Genomic DNA, 16,547 nt, shown 5'->3' with positions numbered 1-16,547 from the left:
CTTTATTTATAAATTTTTTGCCATTATAGCAAAGAAAGTTTCAAAAATCAACAAACTTTATAGTTATAAACTAAACTTTATTGATAACATATTGATAAATATATAAGAGTTATCCTCTATTAAAGTTATACAAATAACCGCAAACTTTTTGCAAAAGCGTGCTTTTCTAGTAAAATACCTCCAAAGGATTCTCTAAAATTCTAATTTTTTCGCATACATAAAGGATAAATTTTGAAAGTTTTGATTTATGGTTTTAGCTGGAGTGGAAAGGCAGCTTTAGAACTATGCGAGGGTATGGGTTGTGATTGTTTAGTGGTTGATGATTCTTTAGATACTAATTTTAGCGATTACCGATTTATCACCTATCAACACTTAGAGGATAGAATCCTAAGCGGCAATGTTTTTGATATGTATTGGATAGCCATAAGTGGTACCAGAAATTACTGCAAAAATACAAAATAAGCTATTATCTGTGGGGGGGGGGCAGAATTAGCAAAGATACCATTTGCACCCTATCACTACAAAGCTATGATAGAAAATATTTAAAGTTTATTCAAGCTAAATACAACACCCAAACATTTATTACAAGCCTACTAGAAGGAACATTCGTATGGAAAGAGATTTTAGAAGGCTAGAAACAGGAAAAGAAAGCGGATTTGCAAAAAAGCTTTCAAAGATATAAGGCAATTAATACTCAATGCAAGGATTTAAGTATTTTTGCAAAAATCTTTAAATATGGGACTAGAAATAGCAACTTAATATATTATCAGGGCATTACTCTACCTATTAATTTAGCAGCAGAGGATAAAAACTTTTTCTTTAGGAATCCTGTGGATTTTAAAGGATTAAAGCAGAGGAAAAAGCCAATTTTAGCCCTTTTTGGTCCAAGCACAATTCAAGAAAACTATTTAAACGATAGTGATACTCTAGCTTTCAAGCTGCAAAAGCTAGAGAATAAACACAAAAATCCTAAAATCGTCTTAAACTTTGGTTTCTCTGGTTTTACACTTTATGAGCAGTTTTTGCTATATACTTCTTTAATCTATCCCCTAAAGCCTGAAATTGTTGTAGCCGTTTTCTTTGGCGTAGATATTTTAGTAGGGAGAATAAGCTGCGGAATGTTATTAGAGCAGCATTCAATCTTTTATAATGGTTTGCTAGAAAAAGATTATAGGGATATAACCCAAAGCGTAGTGCCTATGCGTTATCAATTCTTAAAAGCAGGAGAGAATCCCCCATTAAATGATAATGAAGTTCTATTACAAGCTTTACAAATGAGACTCTCTCAATTTAACGCAATGGTTAGAAGCTATGGGGGCAGATTTTACCCTATTTTAAACCCGCTACTTCCTTGTAAAAAAGAGTGGAGTAAGGAGGAGAGAGAAAATCATCTTAACACATTAAATAATTTTACCAATATCGGCGAGGATACAGATATAAAAAGAAATATGGAGGCTTTTAAAGCAATTCCAAGAGATTTTAATCTTTATGATGGTAATGAGGCATTAAGAGATTGCAAGGAAACTTTGTCTTCAGACTTCATTCACTTAACCCCCCCAAAGGGAATGAAAAATTCGCACAATATATTGCTAATCTCATAGGCTAAAGCTTAAAAAAATCAGCAAAATTCCAAAGGTTTTAGTGTATCTTTAAAAACTTTTATTAAGCTTTAATAAGAAATAAGATAAAAACGATTCCTATAATTCTTAGTAATAAGGAGTGATATGAGAATATTTCTTAAATTGTTTTTCCTTATTTTAGTGCTTACACAAGGCTATGCCCTTACGCAAAGTTATGGCAATAGAGGAAGTGATATTTTTTATAAGGGGTTAGAAGCCCATCAAAACAAAGACTTTCAAAGAGCTTTTAGATATTTTGAAAATGCTTGTAATTTGAATGAAGGTCAAGCTTGCTTCAATGTAGGTTTTTTGTATTTTGAGGGAAAAATAGTCAAACAAGACTATAAACAAGCTATAAAATATTACCAAAAGGGTTGCGATTTAGATAGCAAAGAGGGTTGCTTCAATCTAGCTCTTTTATATGAAGAAGGAGAAAAGGTTAAACAAAGCTATAAGGAGGCTGTAAAATACTACCAAAAGGGTTGCGATTTGGACGAAAGTCAAAGTTGTGTCAATCTAGGTATTTTGTATCAGAATGGGAAAGGAGTCAAACAAGACTATAAACAAGCCCTAAAGTATTACCAAAAAGGTTGTGCGTTAGGCTCTAGCGTAGGTTGCAGAGAATTTGAGAGAGTGCAAAAGCAATTAAGTCATTCAAGCAATAAAAAATGAATTTTGTTATTATATCTTTTGACCTAATACAAACTTATATTTGATTAGGGGAACATTATTAAGATAAAGGGACAATAAAGCTAGAAATATAAAAAGCATTCAAAGGCTTACAATAAAAATGGCGGGGATTTTACTTTAAATAAATTAAAAGGTCAGAACATAGCCTTTAAAGGCTATGTTAAAACCCATAACAGATATAAAAAGCTTACAGATTTACAAACTACAAAAAAGCAAAGGTTTAAAAAACCACTTTAACTTTATTAAATTTTCTAAAGGCTATTAAAGATGGGGTAGGGTAAAATACAAGGAATGGAGCTTTAATGCTATAACTTACCAAAATTTATACTTAAGGAGTAGAACTTCAATGGATAAAAGACATACTTGGTCAAATAGCCTAACTTACATATTAACAGCAGCGGGAGCAACCATTGGTTTTGGTGCAACTTGGAGATTCCCTTATCTTGTCGGAGAAAATGGCGGTGGAGCTTATGTATTAGTCTTTATCCTTGCAATGCTTCTTATTGGAATCCCTATGATTTTAGTAGAAAATGTTATTGGAAGGAGAGCGCATAGAAACTCTGTAGATGCCTTTAGCCCCCACTATCAAAACAAAGCTTTTTCAAAATATTGGAAGATTGTAGGATTTATGGGGTTAATTGGCTGTTTTGGAATTATCGCCTATTATATGGTGCTTGGTGGTTGGGTTATTACCTATATAGTCAATATCCTAAGTGGGAATCTCAATTTATCAACACCCATAGATAAAGAAATTACCCAAAATTTTTATACGCAAAATATCGAACATAATCCCCTTATGGTAACTTTATATACGATAGTATTTATCCTACTTAATTGGGTTGTCCTCATTAGGGGTATTGCAAATGGTATAGAAAAAGCGATGAAGTTTCTTATGCCTTTGCTTTTTTTATGCCTCATTGGTATTGTCATTAGGAATGTTACACTTCCTGGGGCCACAGAGGGTATCGCATTTTATCTCACACCAGACTTTAGCAAAATAGACGCAAAACTTTTTATCAATGTCTTAGGGCAAGTGTTTTTTGCTCTCTCGCTTGGTTTTGGGGTTATGATAACGCTCTCTTCTTATATCAACAAACAAGAAAACCTCATCAAAACGGCTATTAGCACAGGTATTGTAAATACTATTATTGCCCTCTTAGCAGGATTTATGATATTTCCCTCACTTTTTAGCTTTGGTTTAGAGCCCAATTCGGGTCCAAAACTTGTATTTGAAATTTTACCTATCGTATTTTCGCATATGCCTTTTGGTGCTTTAGTGGCTATTAGCTTCTTTGTGCTTCTTACTCTTGCTGCTTTTACTACCTCCATTACGCTTTATGAAGTGCTTATCACAGCCGCTGAAGAAAAATTGCATTTAAACAGGAAAATTGCAGTAAGTGGTGTTTTAATCCTAACATTCATTGCAGGGAATATCCCCTCTATTCTCTCTTATGGTGCTTGGAGTGATATAACCATCCTCTTAGACAAAAATATTTTTGATTCTTTTGACTTTATTAGCGGAAATATATTCTTTGTCCTCACAGCCCTAGCCTCTTCTATCTTTGTAGGTTGGGTTTTAGGCAATGATGCTAAAAAAGAGCTTAGTAATGGAAGCAATGCACAAGAAGTCATTAACTTTTGGCTTTATTATGTAAAATTTATTATGCCTATTGTGATTGTCATAATATTTATTTATGGGATAAAAGATTTTTTTGTATAAAAGGAGCAATTAGTTTTACTTACGCAAAATAAGCCTTAGCCCTTTGTGCTATAAACCTAAATCCAAATATTTTAAGTGCTTTTTTCACTTTTTGTGCTTGTGCTAGAGTTTGTCTTATAGGGTTATCTTTGCAGATTTTAATCTCTCCAATGTTTTAGTATTCAAGTAATTTCCATCATTTATATTTCATTACCTTTAAATCCACAATCCTTGCCTTTTCTTGAAAGATTTTTAAAGTTACAATAGCTTGATTGTTGGGATTAGCAAGTAAATCTTGAATTGTTTGTGCTTCTTTTGGTGGGGCGAAGTATCTCTCTATCTCCACTAAAGGAATAAAGTCTCTATAATATAGAGGGGGTTTTGTTTTGATACAAAGTCTATTTTTTGGTAATTTAGGTAAAACCTCTTCAAAGATAAAGAGATCAGATTCTACCTCTTTAAGGCATACAAAGACTCCTTTTTGAAAATCCCCTAAACGAAAATTTTGTGGAGACTTTACCCTATAATCTAACCGCACAAAATCTCCAGTAAGTAAATCTCTAGGATCATAGCCTTTGGTGTAGAAGCTACACCAAAGGCTATTGGGGCATAAGCCCAAGCAAACATCGTACCAATTAAGGCAAACTGCAACACACAAGCAAAAAAAGCCATTTCATCTTAAATTTTTTGGCATTTATTCTCCTTGAATAATAAAGTAATCCCACTCCAAAGAGCAAGAATATTATACTTGTGATAATGTAATTTTCAATTAATGCAATATAAGTATAGAAAATGGTTGCTACTAAGATAAGGATTACTAAAATTTTGTAATTTTCCTTAATGTAATGAATCCCTAAGAGTAGCAAGAAAATCAAATAGGGCTTTGCAAATAAAAATGCTAAGAATGCAAAATGGGGATTTTCAAGAAATTCAAGCCCCACATAACCAACAAGTGCATACCAAGTTAAAATACCAATCATAATAATGCCTAGAAAATAATTTCTAAAGTAGAAATTAGCAACACCCAATAAAGCCAATAAGACTAGAGCAAGAATAATCCATATATCCATAAGGGGAGGATTAAGCATAAAAAAACTAAATTCAAGACTAAAAACAAATAAGCATAGAATTGATAGGGCTTAAAATGGAATCCCAAAAACATCAAAGGAATCCAAACTCCACTAAATGAATCAAAATTTAGCAGTATAACTTTCTAGTAATAGAAAATTAAGGAGGGCAAGTAGCTTAGATTCAATGGGTGAGAGCTTAAAAAAAATTCCACTTTGGGTAATAAAACTCAGCAAAATTAGTAATATCAATGAATTAGCCAAGTTTAGCTTCAAGGTTTCAAAATCAATACCAAATTGATAATCTAAAAATACCCAATAGCTGCAAAGATATATCCTTGTAGATAAATAACAAAGGATTTAAGACAAAAAGCAAGGATTAAAAGCACAATTCCAACACTTAAAAATGCCAAAGCCGTATCATCGCCTAAATGATAAATTTGTGAAAGCAAAGCAATATTCCCAAGTAAAACAAACCCACTTAAAATACCAAAGCTTTGCTGAGCACTTGAACTCTTAGCATAAAAAATACCATAATGTATAAAACGCCATTTTAAATCAAAATTTTTGCATTTTAAATCGAAGCACTTTGAAATAAAATGAAAAAAATCAACAAACTTTAAGATATAGTCCTTACCTTTTAAAAAGCATTTAAAATATATTTAAAACTTTTTTAAATTCTAAGCTCTCACTTTAAAATAAAATCTATTTTTGATTCTTTTTTATATTGAAATCCTGTTAAAACAATGGAATAACTTGCCATTAACTTTACCTCTTAATTTACCATACAAGATAACTAAAGCCATCACAAACCTATTGGGGATTAGAAGTAGAATCCTTATTCCTTTTCTTGATTGCTTCTTTTGCACCCTTTGGCATATTATCCTCAAAAAGATTATCAATTTCCTTAGGACGTGTTATCATCTCTTGCACAATAAAATTTAACATTTCAAAAAGTTTATAGGCAATCTTTGGATTATCGTTTATGTCTATCTCTTTTGTAGAATGCACCGCATTATTTCCTGTAATACGCACAATATCTAAGGCTTTTTGAACTTTTGTAGGAAGTCCTAACTTGACAAGTTCTTTAATATCCTCATTAATATTTTTACCTTTAAGGCTTTTGTATTCTTTATTATCTCTCAAATATGATAGTAATTCCTCTAAGGCTAAACGCAACAAAGCACAAGCTGCTCTAGGAGAATCCCCTACAACATTAGAAGCTTCCTTGTAAATTGTCTTAATAGATTCGGGCATATCCTCTGCTGGAGGAATAGTAGATGATTTGGGATAGAGCATTTCTGTCATCAATTGTACCTTACCATTTTGTGAGAATCCATATCTTCGCCAAAGATTATAATTAAAACAAACCTGACATGTTGCAAGATGAATAGAATAGTCTATTCCATTATGCAAATACTCCCAATTCATTTGAGAATAAGCACCGCAATGGGGACAATTAAAAGCTGTCAAATTAAAAGATGGAGAGACAAATTTTTGCACTATTTTTTCAAATGAAACATTATAATTATATTCTACTAAAAGTCTCTTTTATTAAACTCCTTTCATTTCAAAATCAAATTTCATATTCAGTCTTTTTTTATATTAAAATCCTTTTAAAACGAAAGAATAAAAGGTATTAATATGGATATGGAAGAAATCATAGAAAAGCTAAAAGATATTCTAGCTAGTGAGGGACAGACAAGCATTAAAACCATTGATGTGGCAAAGGCACTAGGGATACACCCCTAGAATTTATTACTTTCTCTTATTTCAAACCTCTTTTATTCTTAATTTTTCCTTTTTCTCTTTCTAAAAGTGTATAATTTGTATAAATCGTGTATAACCGATAAACATCGTAAAATACATAGATAGAGTAGGATTTATACACTTATATAGTATAAATATATTATTTTCTAGGGATTTTAATTAGTTAATAATTGCTCAATCCTATCTTTTTGGGGAGCAATTTCTGTGATTTGGATACCAAAGTTTCCATCTACAATTACCACTTCGCCTTTTGCGATAACTTTCTCATCTACTAGCACTTCCAGAGGGTCATTAGCTAGTTGGTTAAGCTCTACAACACTTCCTATATCCATAGCGATAACATCTTTTAAGAGCATTTTTTTCTTCCCTATTCGGACTTTTATGTCTAATCTTATATCAAGAAGCATACTCATATTTTTCATCTCTGTATTATTTAAAGTAACAGAATTATGGCTATTATCATTAGAGATAGCTTGTGGAGTGGATTGCTCATTAGGGTTAAAAAGTTTTTCAAAAGCGGGAGAGAGTGCAAAATATAAATAATCTTGGATATTTCCTATATTTAATGCAAAAGTATAGAATCCTTGGTAATTATCAAGCCCTAAATCCCCCTCTGCGATAAACTCTATATTATTAATGGTGAAGCTTAACTTAGGGAGCTCTTTTTGCCCGCTTAGTGAAGTAGAAATTGCCCCAAAGATATTTGAAGCGATTTCTTTTGTCGCGTCTAAATCATCGCCTTCCATTGTTTCTTTGGATTCTCCCTCTCCCCCTAACATCATATCTGCTAGGGCAGTTCCTGCTTTGGCAGATATGAATAGGGCTAAAGAGGCATCTTGGGTTTGGATACTAATCTTTGCAAGAGGGGGCTTAAAATCATCTTTTTTGCCATCTTGTGTTTCTATATGATGAATATCGGGGGCTTGCCCTAATAATCCCTCAAAGGTGGAGATACTTTCTTGAATAATGAGTTTTAAAAAGTTTTTTAGCATAATCCCCCCTTTTAATCATCTTCTATTTCATTAGCTCTTGATTTGCGTTGTATTTCAAGCATTTCAAGGATTTCTTTAACTTGATCTTTTTCTGTTTTAATCATTTCTTTAATTTCAATAGTTTTGCGGTAGCGGTGTAACCCAATACTTGCTAGGAATTTCTCTCTACCATCGACATTGATAATTACTGTATCATCTGCTGGTCTATCAAGTCTAATAATATCATTCACTTCTAAATCTAAAATTTCTTTTACCATAAGCTTTGTCTCCCCTAACATTGCGGTAACATTTACCTTAGCTCCACCAAGTAAGGCTTGGAGCTCTTTGTTTCTGGATTTTTTAGAGCTTGTTTCGCTTAACATAATATCACGACTTGCAAGACGCGAGAGGATGGATTCTAAGGATATTACAGGATAGCAAAGGTTCATCATCCCGCTACTATGTCCTATGATAATCTCCATTACTACCATAATAACGATTTCATTTTGTGCGACAATTTGGACGACATTTGGGCTAGATTCTTTAACATCTACGGTGGGAAAAATCTCTGTTATGGGTCCCCAAGCGTCTTTTAGGGTTTGCATCATTTGGCGTAAAATTGTATCTAGTAAGTTTAATTCAATATCGCTAAACTCACGCGTGGATTCATAAGGGTCTCCTTTGCCACCTAAGAGCCTATCAATCATAGAAAATGCAATGCTAGGGTTAATTTCTAAAACTCCTGTGCCATCAAGGGGTTTCATAGAAAAGACATTGAAACTTGTAGGGCTTGGTAAGCTCATTAAAAATTCTCCATAAGTCATTTGATCCACACTATGGAGCTGGATTTCAACGATGGAGCGCATAATTGCAGAAATTTGGCTAGAGAGTGCTCTTGCCATTTTGTCGTGAATTCCCCTAAAGGCTCTTAGCTGTTCTTTGCTTACACGATTTGGACGTTTGAAATCATAAAGTGTAATTTGTCTTTGGTGAGAAATTGTTGGTTTCTCTATTGTTTCCTCTGTTTCATCTGCGTCATCATCAACGACTTCTAAAAGGGCGTCAATTTCTTCTTGACTTAATATATCAGCCATTTATCCCCCTTTGTTCAAGGTGTTGGCGAATCTTCCTAACTATGGATCTATGGATTTGGGAGACTCTAGATTCGCTAAGCTCTAAAATCTCGCTAATTTCTTTGAAATTTAGTTCTTCATAATAGTAGAGTTGGATTAAGAGCTGCTCTTGTTTGGAGGCTTTTTCTAAAATTTCTTGGATAATTTCTATAAGCTCTTCTTTTTCAATTTTGTTATAAGTTTTATCCTCTTGTTGTCCGCTTAATTGCTCATCAAGGGGTAAAATCCCATAAATTTCACTAGCATTTCTTGCTTCTTTGATTTTCTCTTCTTCTTCACCTAATATTTTACTTAAGTAAGTATTATCCGGTTCTTCTTGGTAGTCATTGTAGTATTTTGTTATTTCTTTATCGATTTTTCGTATCAAGCTTCTTGTATGTCTTCCTACATAATCAAGACTTCTTAGGTAATCAAGCATTGCACCATAGACTCTAGGTCTTGCATAACCCCAAAAGGAATCATTGATATTTTTGTCGTATTTTCTTGCAAGTTTTATAAGCTCTTCAGTGCCTATGGATATAAGGTCAGAAAATTCCACATTTGCAGGTAAGCGTTCTTTTAGTCGAAAAGCAAGAGCTTTAAGGGCTGGGAGGTAATCTAATGCTAAATTATCTTGATTTTGTTTAATCGTGCTTTGGTAGCCATTAGAAGTTTTTAGCATAGGTATTCTTTTGCTTAGATTTTGGAGCATCATCAATGTCTTCTTCTTTTAATGTTTTTTCCATTGTCCTTAAGAAGCTTCGTATTTTGTTGGTGATTTTCTCACGTTTATCAAATTCCTCAATATATTCTTCTAAAAGACGATTGTAAGAGGGCTTTTGGGTAATTTTTGGATCTTGGTTAAAGAATTTTACACATAAAGATGCGCTTAAAAGGAAAATTAGATAAAACCCGATTGTAGAGACTAAAGTTCCTGCTATAATCATCTCTGGCTCATCAAATTTTATAAAGGATAATAAAAGCCCTATAAAAAATCCAGAGACAACAGCAAAGCTTAAAAAATTATCCATTCTTAGCGTCATTGATATTTTGCTCCTAAATTAAAAATGTCCTAAAATTCTTTTAAAGAATTTGCCAAATCTTTTATCTTCTTGCACTAGCACATTTCGTTCCATTTTTTTAGCAAGAGATCTTGCGATTTCTTCAATTTCTAAGGAGGGATTGCAATTTGGTTCTTCTTTTACAAATATTCCACGATTTTTACTATAATGGTTAATTAGTGGATTTTTAGTAATTTTGCCGAGCAGTTCTAAATTGATATTTTGAATATTATGCTTTGCGATTTTTTGGATTTTTTCAAAAATACTCAAAGATTCCTCTTGGTTTTTTGCCATATTAATTAACATAAAGATTCTTTTTTGAAAATTAGCTGCTAGTTTGATAGTCGCATAGGCATCCGTGATAGCTGCTGGGTCTGGAATGGTTAAGACAATAATATCATCGCTATTGTGTAAAAAGGTTTGTGTGTATTCCCCAATCCCTGCTCCTGTATCAATAAGCACAAAATCTAAATGGTCTAAAAGTGTGGAATCTTCGATAAAAGTTTCAAACATAAATTCACTTTTGTAGCGAAAAATATCAGCTCCTGAATCTCCGGGTATTAAATATAGATCGTGTTCTATAGGGATAAGAATATCTTTAAGCTTTGCTTGATTTTTTAAGACATGTAAGAGATTCTTCTCACAGCGAACACCAAAGATAATATCTAAGTTTGCAAGCCCAATATCTGCGTCAAAAATCCCTACTTTAAAACCTAATTGCCAAAGTTTATAGGCTAGATTTGCACTAAAGGTGGATTTGCCAACTCCGCCTTTTCCACTTGTGATGGCGACAAAGTTTGTATGAGACTTTTTTTCTTTTGCTACTAGATCTTCTAGGTTTGCTGCTTGATTTTTCATCATTATGCCCTAATAAAGCCATCTAGCAAACAATCAATTAAAAAATCGCTACTTGCTACTTTTATATCATTGGGAACTTCTTGCCCGATTGAGAAATAGTTTGTTGGTTTTTTGGTTTCATAAATGAGGGAGAAAATATTGCCATAGTTGTTAGTTTCATCAAGTTTTGTAAAGGTTAGTGTATCAATCCCTAGTGTTGAAAAAGTGTGGTAAATATCTTTTAAGTCTTCATATTTTGTTGTTGCACTCATCACTAGGCTAACATCTACTTTAGAATTTGAGTCTGCATTGACAAAGCTTTTTAGGGCTTGTAATTTAGCTCTATCGTGTTGTGAGCTTCCTACAGTATCAATTAAAATATAATCGCAGTATTTTAAAGAATCTAGAGCATTAATAAATTCTTCTGTATCTACCACCGTATCAATACTTAATTTCATCTTTTTAGCATAAAACATTAATTGATCGACCGCACCTATTCTATAGGTATCTAATGTGATAATTCCTACTTTATAATGTCTATTGAGTAGCCTTGAATAACGCGCTGCAAGTTTTGCTAAAGTGGTTGTTTTGCCCACACCTGTTGGACCTACTAACATCATAATGTTTTTGGCATTGCTATTTAGATTTTCTGTTCTTGCATAAACCATTTTGCGTAAAACTTCCCTAAAATATCGTTTGATGAGTATGGAGTTTTCACGCATTTTAATAGGCATTAATTCCAGTGTTAATTGCATAATTTTTTCTAAATGTTCTTTTAACATTCCGCTTGCTTTAGCGATTCTATAAATTTCAGCAAATTCGTGAGGAATGATTAATCCCTCTTTTTTAGGACCTCTTTCTTCCCAAAACATATTTTGTATAAGCTTTATTTTGTCATTTAAGCGGTTAATTTCATTTTGGATAATTTTTAACTCCCCTAAACCTTGTTTGTATTCCTTGCTTTTTTTGTGTTCTTTTGTTAGGGTTTCTTCTTTTGGGATATTGGATTTTAGTTTATCTTCTTGTGGATAGGGGGATTTTGCGGGGGGCATTTTTGTCGCAACACCAGCAATTTGGGAGATTTGACGCACTGCATCAGAGAGCTGTAAGGATACCTCTTCAGGGAGGGGGGATTGTGTATTTTGCAAAGAACGTTTTCTTTCTAATTCTTTTTGTGCGATAAGCTCTAGTCGTTGTGCGATATTATTAGTTTTAATTGGGGATTCTTGATTGTCTTGATTATCTTTATTTTTGTTAAATTCCTCCTCACTAATGGCAACAGAGATTTCATAATTTCCATTAGCTAGTTTTTTTTGAGAAATGATAGAAAATTCGTCACCTAATTCCTTTTTTGCCTGTGTAATGGCAAGTGCGGAAGTTTCTGCATTGTAGGTAAATAATTTCATTGAAACCCTTTTAGTGGAATTAAAACACTTTCTCTCTTAGCCCATTCTTTATGGGGAATGTGCAGTTCCTTGAAAGTAATTTTCATATTTTTAAAGCCTAAAATATCTATATCTAGGGTTCGTGGTGCATTTTTAAATATCCTTTTTCTATCCCGCTTAAAAATACGTTCTAAATAACTACAATAGCTAAAAAAATCAATGGGGCAAAGATTGGTTTTTACCCAAACTATCCCATTATAAAAATCTGCTTGTTGGGTATATCCAAAAGCGGGATTCTTTAAAAAAGGTGAATGATAAATTATAATATTTTTATTTTTTAGCTTGTTAAAGAATTTCCAAAAAGTCTCTAAAACATTGCCTTTGTTACCACCAATTCCTAAGATGGCGTAGGATTTTAAGGCTTTGTTGGTAAAGAGATTATAAGGATTTGAAGTTTGAGTGAGAAAGTTTGATAGTTTTTTACGGATTTTAAAAAGATATTTTGGCTTAAAAAGTGTTGGGGTGATATAGAAAAAATTTGGTTTATATTCCCTAATATTATAGGTTTTTGTTGCATAGTATGATTTTTGGGTGAGTATCTTTTTTCTTAAAGATTTTTGTTCCATTTTTCCTAATTATCCTAAAGTCAATAAATTTTAACATTATCTTTGAGATTTAATTTTGTTGCATAGTTTGTGCTTGTGCTTGTGCTTGTTGGATAGCTTGAATTTCCCCCAAGATTTGCGATAGACCTTGGAGTGCTAGATGATAACTCATAGGACCAAATCCAGTGATCATCCCAGCACATACTGCCGCTGTAATGCTTTTGTGCCTAAAGTCTTCTCTAGTGTAGATATTGCTAATATGCACTTCAATAGTTGGTAGATTAACCGAGCTAATGGCGTCACGGATAGCAACAGAAGTATGGGAATATGCTGCAGGATTAATGATGATACCATTATATTGTCCTAGGCATTCTTGGATTTTATCGACAATTTCTCCTTCAAAATTGCTTTGAAAAAAATCCACTTCGATATTCATTTGTTCAGCGTGTTTTTGGATATTTTCGTGAATGGTTTGAAGTGTTATATTTCCATAAATTTTTGGATCTCTAACACCTAACATATTGAGATTTGGACCTTGGATTATCATAATTTTCATTGATGCTTCCTTTGTGTTTATGTGTTTAATTGAAATAAAATGAAGTAAAACTCTAAAAAGATTATAACAAAATATTCTAAAAAGAATCCCAAATGCTCTTTTATCTTTAATTTAGTTTTTTAAAAAAATGCGTTAGAATTCTGGGTTCTTTAATATTTTTAAGGATTGTGGATTATTTATTGATTCTTGAAAATATTTCAATGCAAGATATTTCTAAAATATTTTTATAAAATTTTTAGTTTCAAACTTCAAACTATGTTGGAGTCATTAAAATATAGTATTTTTAGATTGTTGGTGTGGAGATTTAGGAGTGTTTAAGGATTTTAGCGTAAAGATTAAGGATTTTAGCGAACTTGTAATGTTTGAGCATAGTATTTTTTCTATGCCTTTTATTTTTATTGCGATGTGTGTTGCTGCTAATGGATGGTTTGGTTGGAAGTTATTAATCTTTGGGGTGATTGCAACCCTAAGTGCTAGGAATTTTGCGATGGCTTTTAATCGTTGTGTTGATAGAAGGTTTGATAAGACAAATCCACGCACACAAAATCGCCCTAGTGTTGATGGTAGAATTTCTGTTAAGGCAATGATTGTTTTTATTGGAATTAATGCTTTAATCTTTATTCTTGTGAGTTTTTTTATCAATCCTCTTTGTTTCTATCTTTCTTTTCCTATTTTGGGGGTTTTGGCGGGGTATTCTTTGGTGAAGCGTGTTTCATCTTTAGCACATTTAGTGCTTGGATTATGTTTAGGTTTAGCCCCTATTGCCGGAGTAGTGGCGGTTAGTGGAGAGGTTTTATTATGGTCTTTGCCTTTATGTGTGGGGGTTTTGTTTTGGGTAGCTGGATTTGATTTATTGTATTCCTTGCAAGATGTTCAACACGATAAAAAGGAGGGATTGCATTCCATACCAAGTTTTTTAGGGATTGAGAGAACCTTGTATTTATCAAGAATTTTTCATATACTAGTTATTGTTTTTTGGGTTTTATTTATTTATTGGGCTAAACTTGGAATTTTTATGTGGGTTGGGCTTGTAATTGCTGCTTTGTTTCTTGCTTATGAACAATACCTTGTGGCGAAAAATTTTCATAATATTCCACGAGCATTTTTTAGTGTTAATGGTTATTTGGGTGTAATATTTTTTGGATTTTGTATTTTAGATTTGGTAATAAGAGGGTAGAGGTTATGAAAAGTCGTTTAATTGATACTTTATTAAAGATTGAATATGAGGAGGTTCATAATAATTCAGAGTCTTTTGTAATGGAATTTAATAAACTCACACAAAGTGATGAAGACCCCATTGGGGAATGGTTGCGTTTAATGCGTGCTAAAAAGGGGAATTTAGAGGGGGAGAATACCATTATTTTAGAATTGCTAGTTGAGATTTATAGAAAAATAGAATCTTTAGAACAAAGGATAGAGGGGAATAAAAAGACTTATATTCCTTTGGCAAATTCGGATTTAGTAACAACTATAGGGCATAGTTGCTTTGTGTTAAAAGATTCAAAAATTTCAGAGAATATTTTGTATTATGGCAGGATTGAACTTCCAACTTTTCCTATAAGGATTGTCCCTATTTACTTTGTATTACGTGATAATCTTGCTTGGATTGAGAAGATTCATACAAGAGATGAAATGGAATGGGATAGCTATGTAGCTTCTAAAGAAAGAGCACTTATTCGCTTTATGAAGTCTAATAAATAAGGTTGATGTTAATGATAATTGGTAATGAGAATATTTTGTTATGGATTGGTGTGGGGGTTGGTTTAGTTTTTGCTTTATTAATTATTTATTTTTATCTAAAAGATGCAGAAAATACTAAAAGATCTAAACGTTATGAGAAATCTATTGAGGACTTAAATAAGGAGATTTATCGTTTGCAAAAAAAGCTTAAAACTTATGAGAGTGATTTAGAGGGTTTTAAGCAAAGTATTAAGCAGCAAATTTATCAAGATACCCGTTTAGAAATGAAGAATCTTATTGATACAAATTTGCATTCACAAGTAATGCCTTTAAGGAGTCAAATAGAAAGATTAAATGAGGAATATAAACAATATAAAGAGGAGGTGGAGGGAAAGGTTTTTACACTAGAAGATAGGATTAAGGAATTTGCTTATACCCCAACAAATCCTAGTAATATCGATGAGGGACGCATTATTTCTATGTTTAAAGATGGTTGGAGTGTAGATTCTATAGCTAAAGAGCTACGTATTGGCAAAGGTGAGGTGGAATTTACCTTAAAATTTGCTAATTTGGATTAAAAGGTATTTAATGCAATTACGTGTTCCAGCAACGAGTGCTAATTTAGGACCGGGGTTTGATAGTTTAGGGCTTGCTTTGAAGCTTTATAATTATTTTAGTTTAAAACCCTCTAAATTCACTTCTATACAGATTTTGGGTGAGGGTTCAAAGAATCCAAAATTGCGTATAGATAATGCTTTTGTTAGGATTTTTAATGAGCAGCTTAAAAAACTCATAGGTGAAACGCCTCCTTTTAAATTTGTTTTTAATAACTCTATTCCTATTTCTAGGGGTTTGGGTAGCTCTTCTGCTGTGATTATTGGTGCGCTTAGTGCAGCTTTTAAAGTTGCTGGTGAAGCTTTTGATAAGCAAAAGATTTTAAATGCAGCTTTGCATTATGAAACGCATCCTGATAATATTACTCCAGCTTGTATGGGAGGGTTTAATACTTGTATGATTCATAATAAAGAGGTGCGTTTTTTAAATAAACAATTGCCCCATTGTATTTCTGCTGTTGTGGTTATTCCCAACCAATCTATTTCTACACATTTATCGCGTCAAACATTACCCAAACAATATTTACAAAGAGATGCCTTTTTTAACCTTTCGCATTCTGCATTTTTAAGTGTCGCTTTTTTTGAGGAAAAGTGGGAGTTACTAAAAGAAGCAAGTATGGATAGATTACACCAATATTATAGAATGCGACAAATCCCTATTTTATTTGATGTGCAAAAAACTGCACTTACTAATGGTGCGCTTATGAGTACTTTATCAGGGAGTGGATCGACTTTTTTTAATCTTTGTTATGCAGAGGATTCTAAGCATTTATATGAAGCTTTATCTTCTAAATTTTATAAATTAAGAGTTTTAAGTCTTGAATTTGATAATTTTGGTATGGTTTTTGATGATGAATTTAAGCTCTAGCTTGTTATAATGT

20 protein-coding genes and 1 pseudogene are annotated in these 16,547 nt (G+C 32.6%); 9 read left to right on the top strand and 12 right to left on the bottom strand.

Annotated features, from left to right (window positions below; all coding sequences use genetic code 11):
- Positions 1–231 precede the first annotated feature (231 nt).
- From LS72_RS01895 to LS72_RS01880, 4 genes are all read left to right on the top strand, one after another.
- Positions 232–462 carry a hypothetical protein gene (locus LS72_RS01895; RefSeq protein ID WP_034554258.1) on the top strand — a complete coding sequence of 77 codons (231 nt, stop codon included), beginning with the start codon at positions 232–234 and terminating at the stop codon, positions 460–462.
- 194 nt (positions 463–656) lie between these two features.
- Positions 657–1,601 carry a hypothetical protein gene (locus LS72_RS01890; protein ID WP_034554257.1) on the top strand — a complete coding sequence of 315 codons (945 nt, stop codon included), beginning with the start codon at positions 657–659 and terminating at the stop codon, positions 1,599–1,601.
- Positions 1,602–1,724: 123 nt separating this feature from the next.
- The gene (locus LS72_RS01885) at positions 1,725–2,291 is read left to right on the top strand and encodes a tetratricopeptide repeat protein (protein ID WP_052087309.1); all 567 of its coding nucleotides are present in this window, start codon (positions 1,725–1,727) and stop codon (positions 2,289–2,291) included.
- A gap of 364 nt (positions 2,292–2,655) precedes the next feature.
- Positions 2,656–4,029, top strand: coding sequence for a sodium-dependent transporter (locus LS72_RS01880; protein WP_034554255.1), 1,374 nt, complete (start codon positions 2,656–2,658; stop codon positions 4,027–4,029).
- A 175-nt stretch (positions 4,030–4,204) separates the two neighbouring features.
- Here the strand turns inward: LS72_RS01880 and LS72_RS01875 are convergent, their stop codons facing one another.
- The 4 genes from LS72_RS01875 to LS72_RS01860 all read right to left on the bottom strand — a co-directional run bounded on the left by LS72_RS01875 (position 4,205) and on the right by LS72_RS01860 (position 6,548).
- Complete coding sequence (locus LS72_RS01875; RefSeq protein ID WP_084590160.1) at positions 4,205–4,666, bottom strand: GDYXXLXY domain-containing protein; 462 nt, start codon at positions 4,664–4,666, stop codon at positions 4,205–4,207.
- Positions 4,644–5,078: a hypothetical protein gene (locus tag LS72_RS01870; RefSeq protein WP_194145527.1), complete on the bottom strand. Its 435-nt coding sequence runs from the start codon at positions 5,076–5,078 to the stop codon at positions 4,644–4,646. Before LS72_RS01870 ends, LS72_RS01875 begins: the two co-directional genes overlap by 23 nt.
- A gap of 302 nt (positions 5,079–5,380) precedes the next feature.
- Entirely contained in the window at positions 5,381–5,527 is a 147-nt protein-coding gene (locus tag LS72_RS11305; protein ID WP_238700669.1) for a hypothetical protein, read from the bottom strand.
- Positions 5,528–5,888: 361 nt separating this feature from the next.
- Complete coding sequence (locus LS72_RS01860; RefSeq protein ID WP_202978611.1) at positions 5,889–6,548, bottom strand: DUF4145 domain-containing protein; 660 nt, start codon at positions 6,546–6,548, stop codon at positions 5,889–5,891.
- A gap of 171 nt (positions 6,549–6,719) precedes the next feature.
- Between LS72_RS01860 and LS72_RS11635 the strand changes: the two are divergent.
- Positions 6,720–6,824 (top strand): annotated as a pseudogene (locus tag LS72_RS11635) (S24 family peptidase); the annotation flags it as partial.
- 176 nt (positions 6,825–7,000) lie between these two features.
- Here LS72_RS11635 and fliY read toward each other — a convergent pair.
- From fliY to aroQ, 8 genes are read right to left on the bottom strand one after another with little or no spacing between them, the layout of a single operon-like run.
- Complete coding sequence (fliY, locus tag LS72_RS01850; RefSeq protein ID WP_034554596.1) at positions 7,001–7,837, bottom strand: flagellar motor switch protein FliY; 837 nt, start codon at positions 7,835–7,837, stop codon at positions 7,001–7,003.
- A gap of 11 nt (positions 7,838–7,848) precedes the next feature.
- Positions 7,849–8,910 (bottom strand): flagellar motor switch protein FliM, encoded by a 1,062-nt coding sequence (gene fliM / locus LS72_RS01845; RefSeq protein ID WP_034554597.1) that lies wholly within the window; start codon positions 8,908–8,910, stop codon positions 7,849–7,851.
- Positions 8,903–9,610, bottom strand: a complete 708-nt coding sequence (gene fliA, locus LS72_RS01840; RefSeq protein ID WP_034554598.1) for an RNA polymerase sigma factor FliA — start codon at positions 9,608–9,610, stop codon at positions 8,903–8,905. The genes fliM and fliA overlap by 8 nt, the downstream gene beginning before the upstream one ends.
- Entirely contained in the window at positions 9,594–9,971 is a 378-nt protein-coding gene (locus tag LS72_RS01835) for a hypothetical protein (RefSeq protein ID WP_034554599.1), read from the bottom strand. The genes fliA and LS72_RS01835 overlap by 17 nt, the downstream gene beginning before the upstream one ends.
- An 18-nt stretch (positions 9,972–9,989) precedes the next feature.
- Positions 9,990–10,847 carry a P-loop NTPase gene (locus tag LS72_RS01830; protein ID WP_034554600.1) on the bottom strand — a complete coding sequence of 286 codons (858 nt, stop codon included), beginning with the start codon at positions 10,845–10,847 and terminating at the stop codon, positions 9,990–9,992.
- A 2-nt stretch (positions 10,848–10,849) separates the two neighbouring features.
- Positions 10,850–12,232, bottom strand: a complete 1,383-nt coding sequence (gene flhF, locus LS72_RS01825; protein ID WP_034554601.1) for a flagellar biosynthesis protein FlhF — start codon at positions 12,230–12,232, stop codon at positions 10,850–10,852.
- Positions 12,229–12,837 (bottom strand): 2-amino-4-hydroxy-6-hydroxymethyldihydropteridine diphosphokinase, encoded by a 609-nt coding sequence (gene folK, locus LS72_RS01820; protein WP_194145526.1) that lies wholly within the window; start codon positions 12,835–12,837, stop codon positions 12,229–12,231. The genes flhF and folK overlap by 4 nt, the downstream gene beginning before the upstream one ends.
- 49 nt (positions 12,838–12,886) lie before the next feature.
- The gene (gene aroQ / locus LS72_RS01815) at positions 12,887–13,372 is read right to left on the bottom strand and encodes a type II 3-dehydroquinate dehydratase (RefSeq protein WP_034554602.1); all 486 of its coding nucleotides are present in this window, start codon (positions 13,370–13,372) and stop codon (positions 12,887–12,889) included.
- 310 nt (positions 13,373–13,682) lie between these two features.
- On the opposite strand from aroQ, the gene mqnP reads away from it, so the two are divergent.
- The 4 genes from mqnP to thrB are packed head-to-tail and all read left to right on the top strand — an operon-like array spanning position 13,683 to position 16,534.
- Positions 13,683–14,549: a menaquinone biosynthesis prenyltransferase MqnP gene (gene mqnP, locus LS72_RS01810; RefSeq protein ID WP_269149267.1), complete on the top strand. Its 867-nt coding sequence runs from the start codon at positions 13,683–13,685 to the stop codon at positions 14,547–14,549.
- A 5-nt stretch (positions 14,550–14,554) separates the two neighbouring features.
- Positions 14,555–15,073 (top strand): hypothetical protein, encoded by a 519-nt coding sequence (locus LS72_RS01805; RefSeq protein WP_034554430.1) that lies wholly within the window; start codon positions 14,555–14,557, stop codon positions 15,071–15,073.
- Positions 15,074–15,084: 11 nt separating this feature from the next.
- The gene (locus tag LS72_RS01800) at positions 15,085–15,630 is read left to right on the top strand and encodes a DUF6115 domain-containing protein (RefSeq protein WP_034554432.1); all 546 of its coding nucleotides are present in this window, start codon (positions 15,085–15,087) and stop codon (positions 15,628–15,630) included.
- 10 nt (positions 15,631–15,640) lie between these two features.
- Positions 15,641–16,534: a homoserine kinase gene (thrB, locus tag LS72_RS01795; protein ID WP_034554434.1), complete on the top strand. Its 894-nt coding sequence runs from the start codon at positions 15,641–15,643 to the stop codon at positions 16,532–16,534.
- Positions 16,535–16,547: the final 13 nt, after the last annotated feature.

Origin of the sequence: Helicobacter apodemus (genome assembly GCF_000765745.2) — a bacterium.
GTDB classification, from domain to species: domain Bacteria; phylum Campylobacterota; class Campylobacteria; order Campylobacterales; family Helicobacteraceae; genus Helicobacter_D; species Helicobacter_D apodemus.
Note: the sequence above shows the minus strand (reverse complement) of the source record. Positions and strands in the feature narration are given on the sequence as shown.

Bases quoted from the DNA above. Each gene is read 5' to 3' on its own strand.
- LS72_RS01885 (WP_052087309.1), top strand. From the start codon at position 1,725: ATGAGAATATTTCTTAAATTGTTTTTCCTTATTTTAGTGCTTACACAA.
- LS72_RS01880 (WP_034554255.1), top strand. From the start codon at position 2,656: ATGGATAAAAGACATACTTGGTCAAATAGCCTAACTTACATATTAACA.
- LS72_RS01870 (WP_194145527.1), bottom strand. From the start codon at position 5,078: ATGGATATATGGATTATTCTTGCTCTAGTCTTATTGGCTTTATTGGGT.
- fliY (WP_034554596.1), bottom strand. From the start codon at position 7,837: ATGCTAAAAAACTTTTTAAAACTCATTATTCAAGAAAGTATCTCCACC.
- fliM (WP_034554597.1), bottom strand. From the start codon at position 8,910: ATGGCTGATATATTAAGTCAAGAAGAAATTGACGCCCTTTTAGAAGTC.
- fliA (WP_034554598.1), bottom strand. From the start codon at position 9,610: ATGCTAAAAACTTCTAATGGCTACCAAAGCACGATTAAACAAAATCAA.
- LS72_RS01835 (WP_034554599.1), bottom strand. From the start codon at position 9,971: ATGACGCTAAGAATGGATAATTTTTTAAGCTTTGCTGTTGTCTCTGGA.
- LS72_RS01830 (WP_034554600.1), bottom strand. From the start codon at position 10,847: ATGAAAAATCAAGCAGCAAACCTAGAAGATCTAGTAGCAAAAGAAAAA.
- flhF (WP_034554601.1), bottom strand. From the start codon at position 12,232: ATGAAATTATTTACCTACAATGCAGAAACTTCCGCACTTGCCATTACA.
- folK (WP_194145526.1), bottom strand. From the start codon at position 12,837: ATGGAACAAAAATCTTTAAGAAAAAAGATACTCACCCAAAAATCATAC.
- aroQ (WP_034554602.1), bottom strand. From the start codon at position 13,372: ATGAAAATTATGATAATCCAAGGTCCAAATCTCAATATGTTAGGTGTT.
- LS72_RS01805 (WP_034554430.1), top strand. From the start codon at position 14,555: ATGAAAAGTCGTTTAATTGATACTTTATTAAAGATTGAATATGAGGAG.
- LS72_RS01800 (WP_034554432.1), top strand. From the start codon at position 15,085: ATGATAATTGGTAATGAGAATATTTTGTTATGGATTGGTGTGGGGGTT.
- thrB (WP_034554434.1), top strand. From the start codon at position 15,641: ATGCAATTACGTGTTCCAGCAACGAGTGCTAATTTAGGACCGGGGTTT.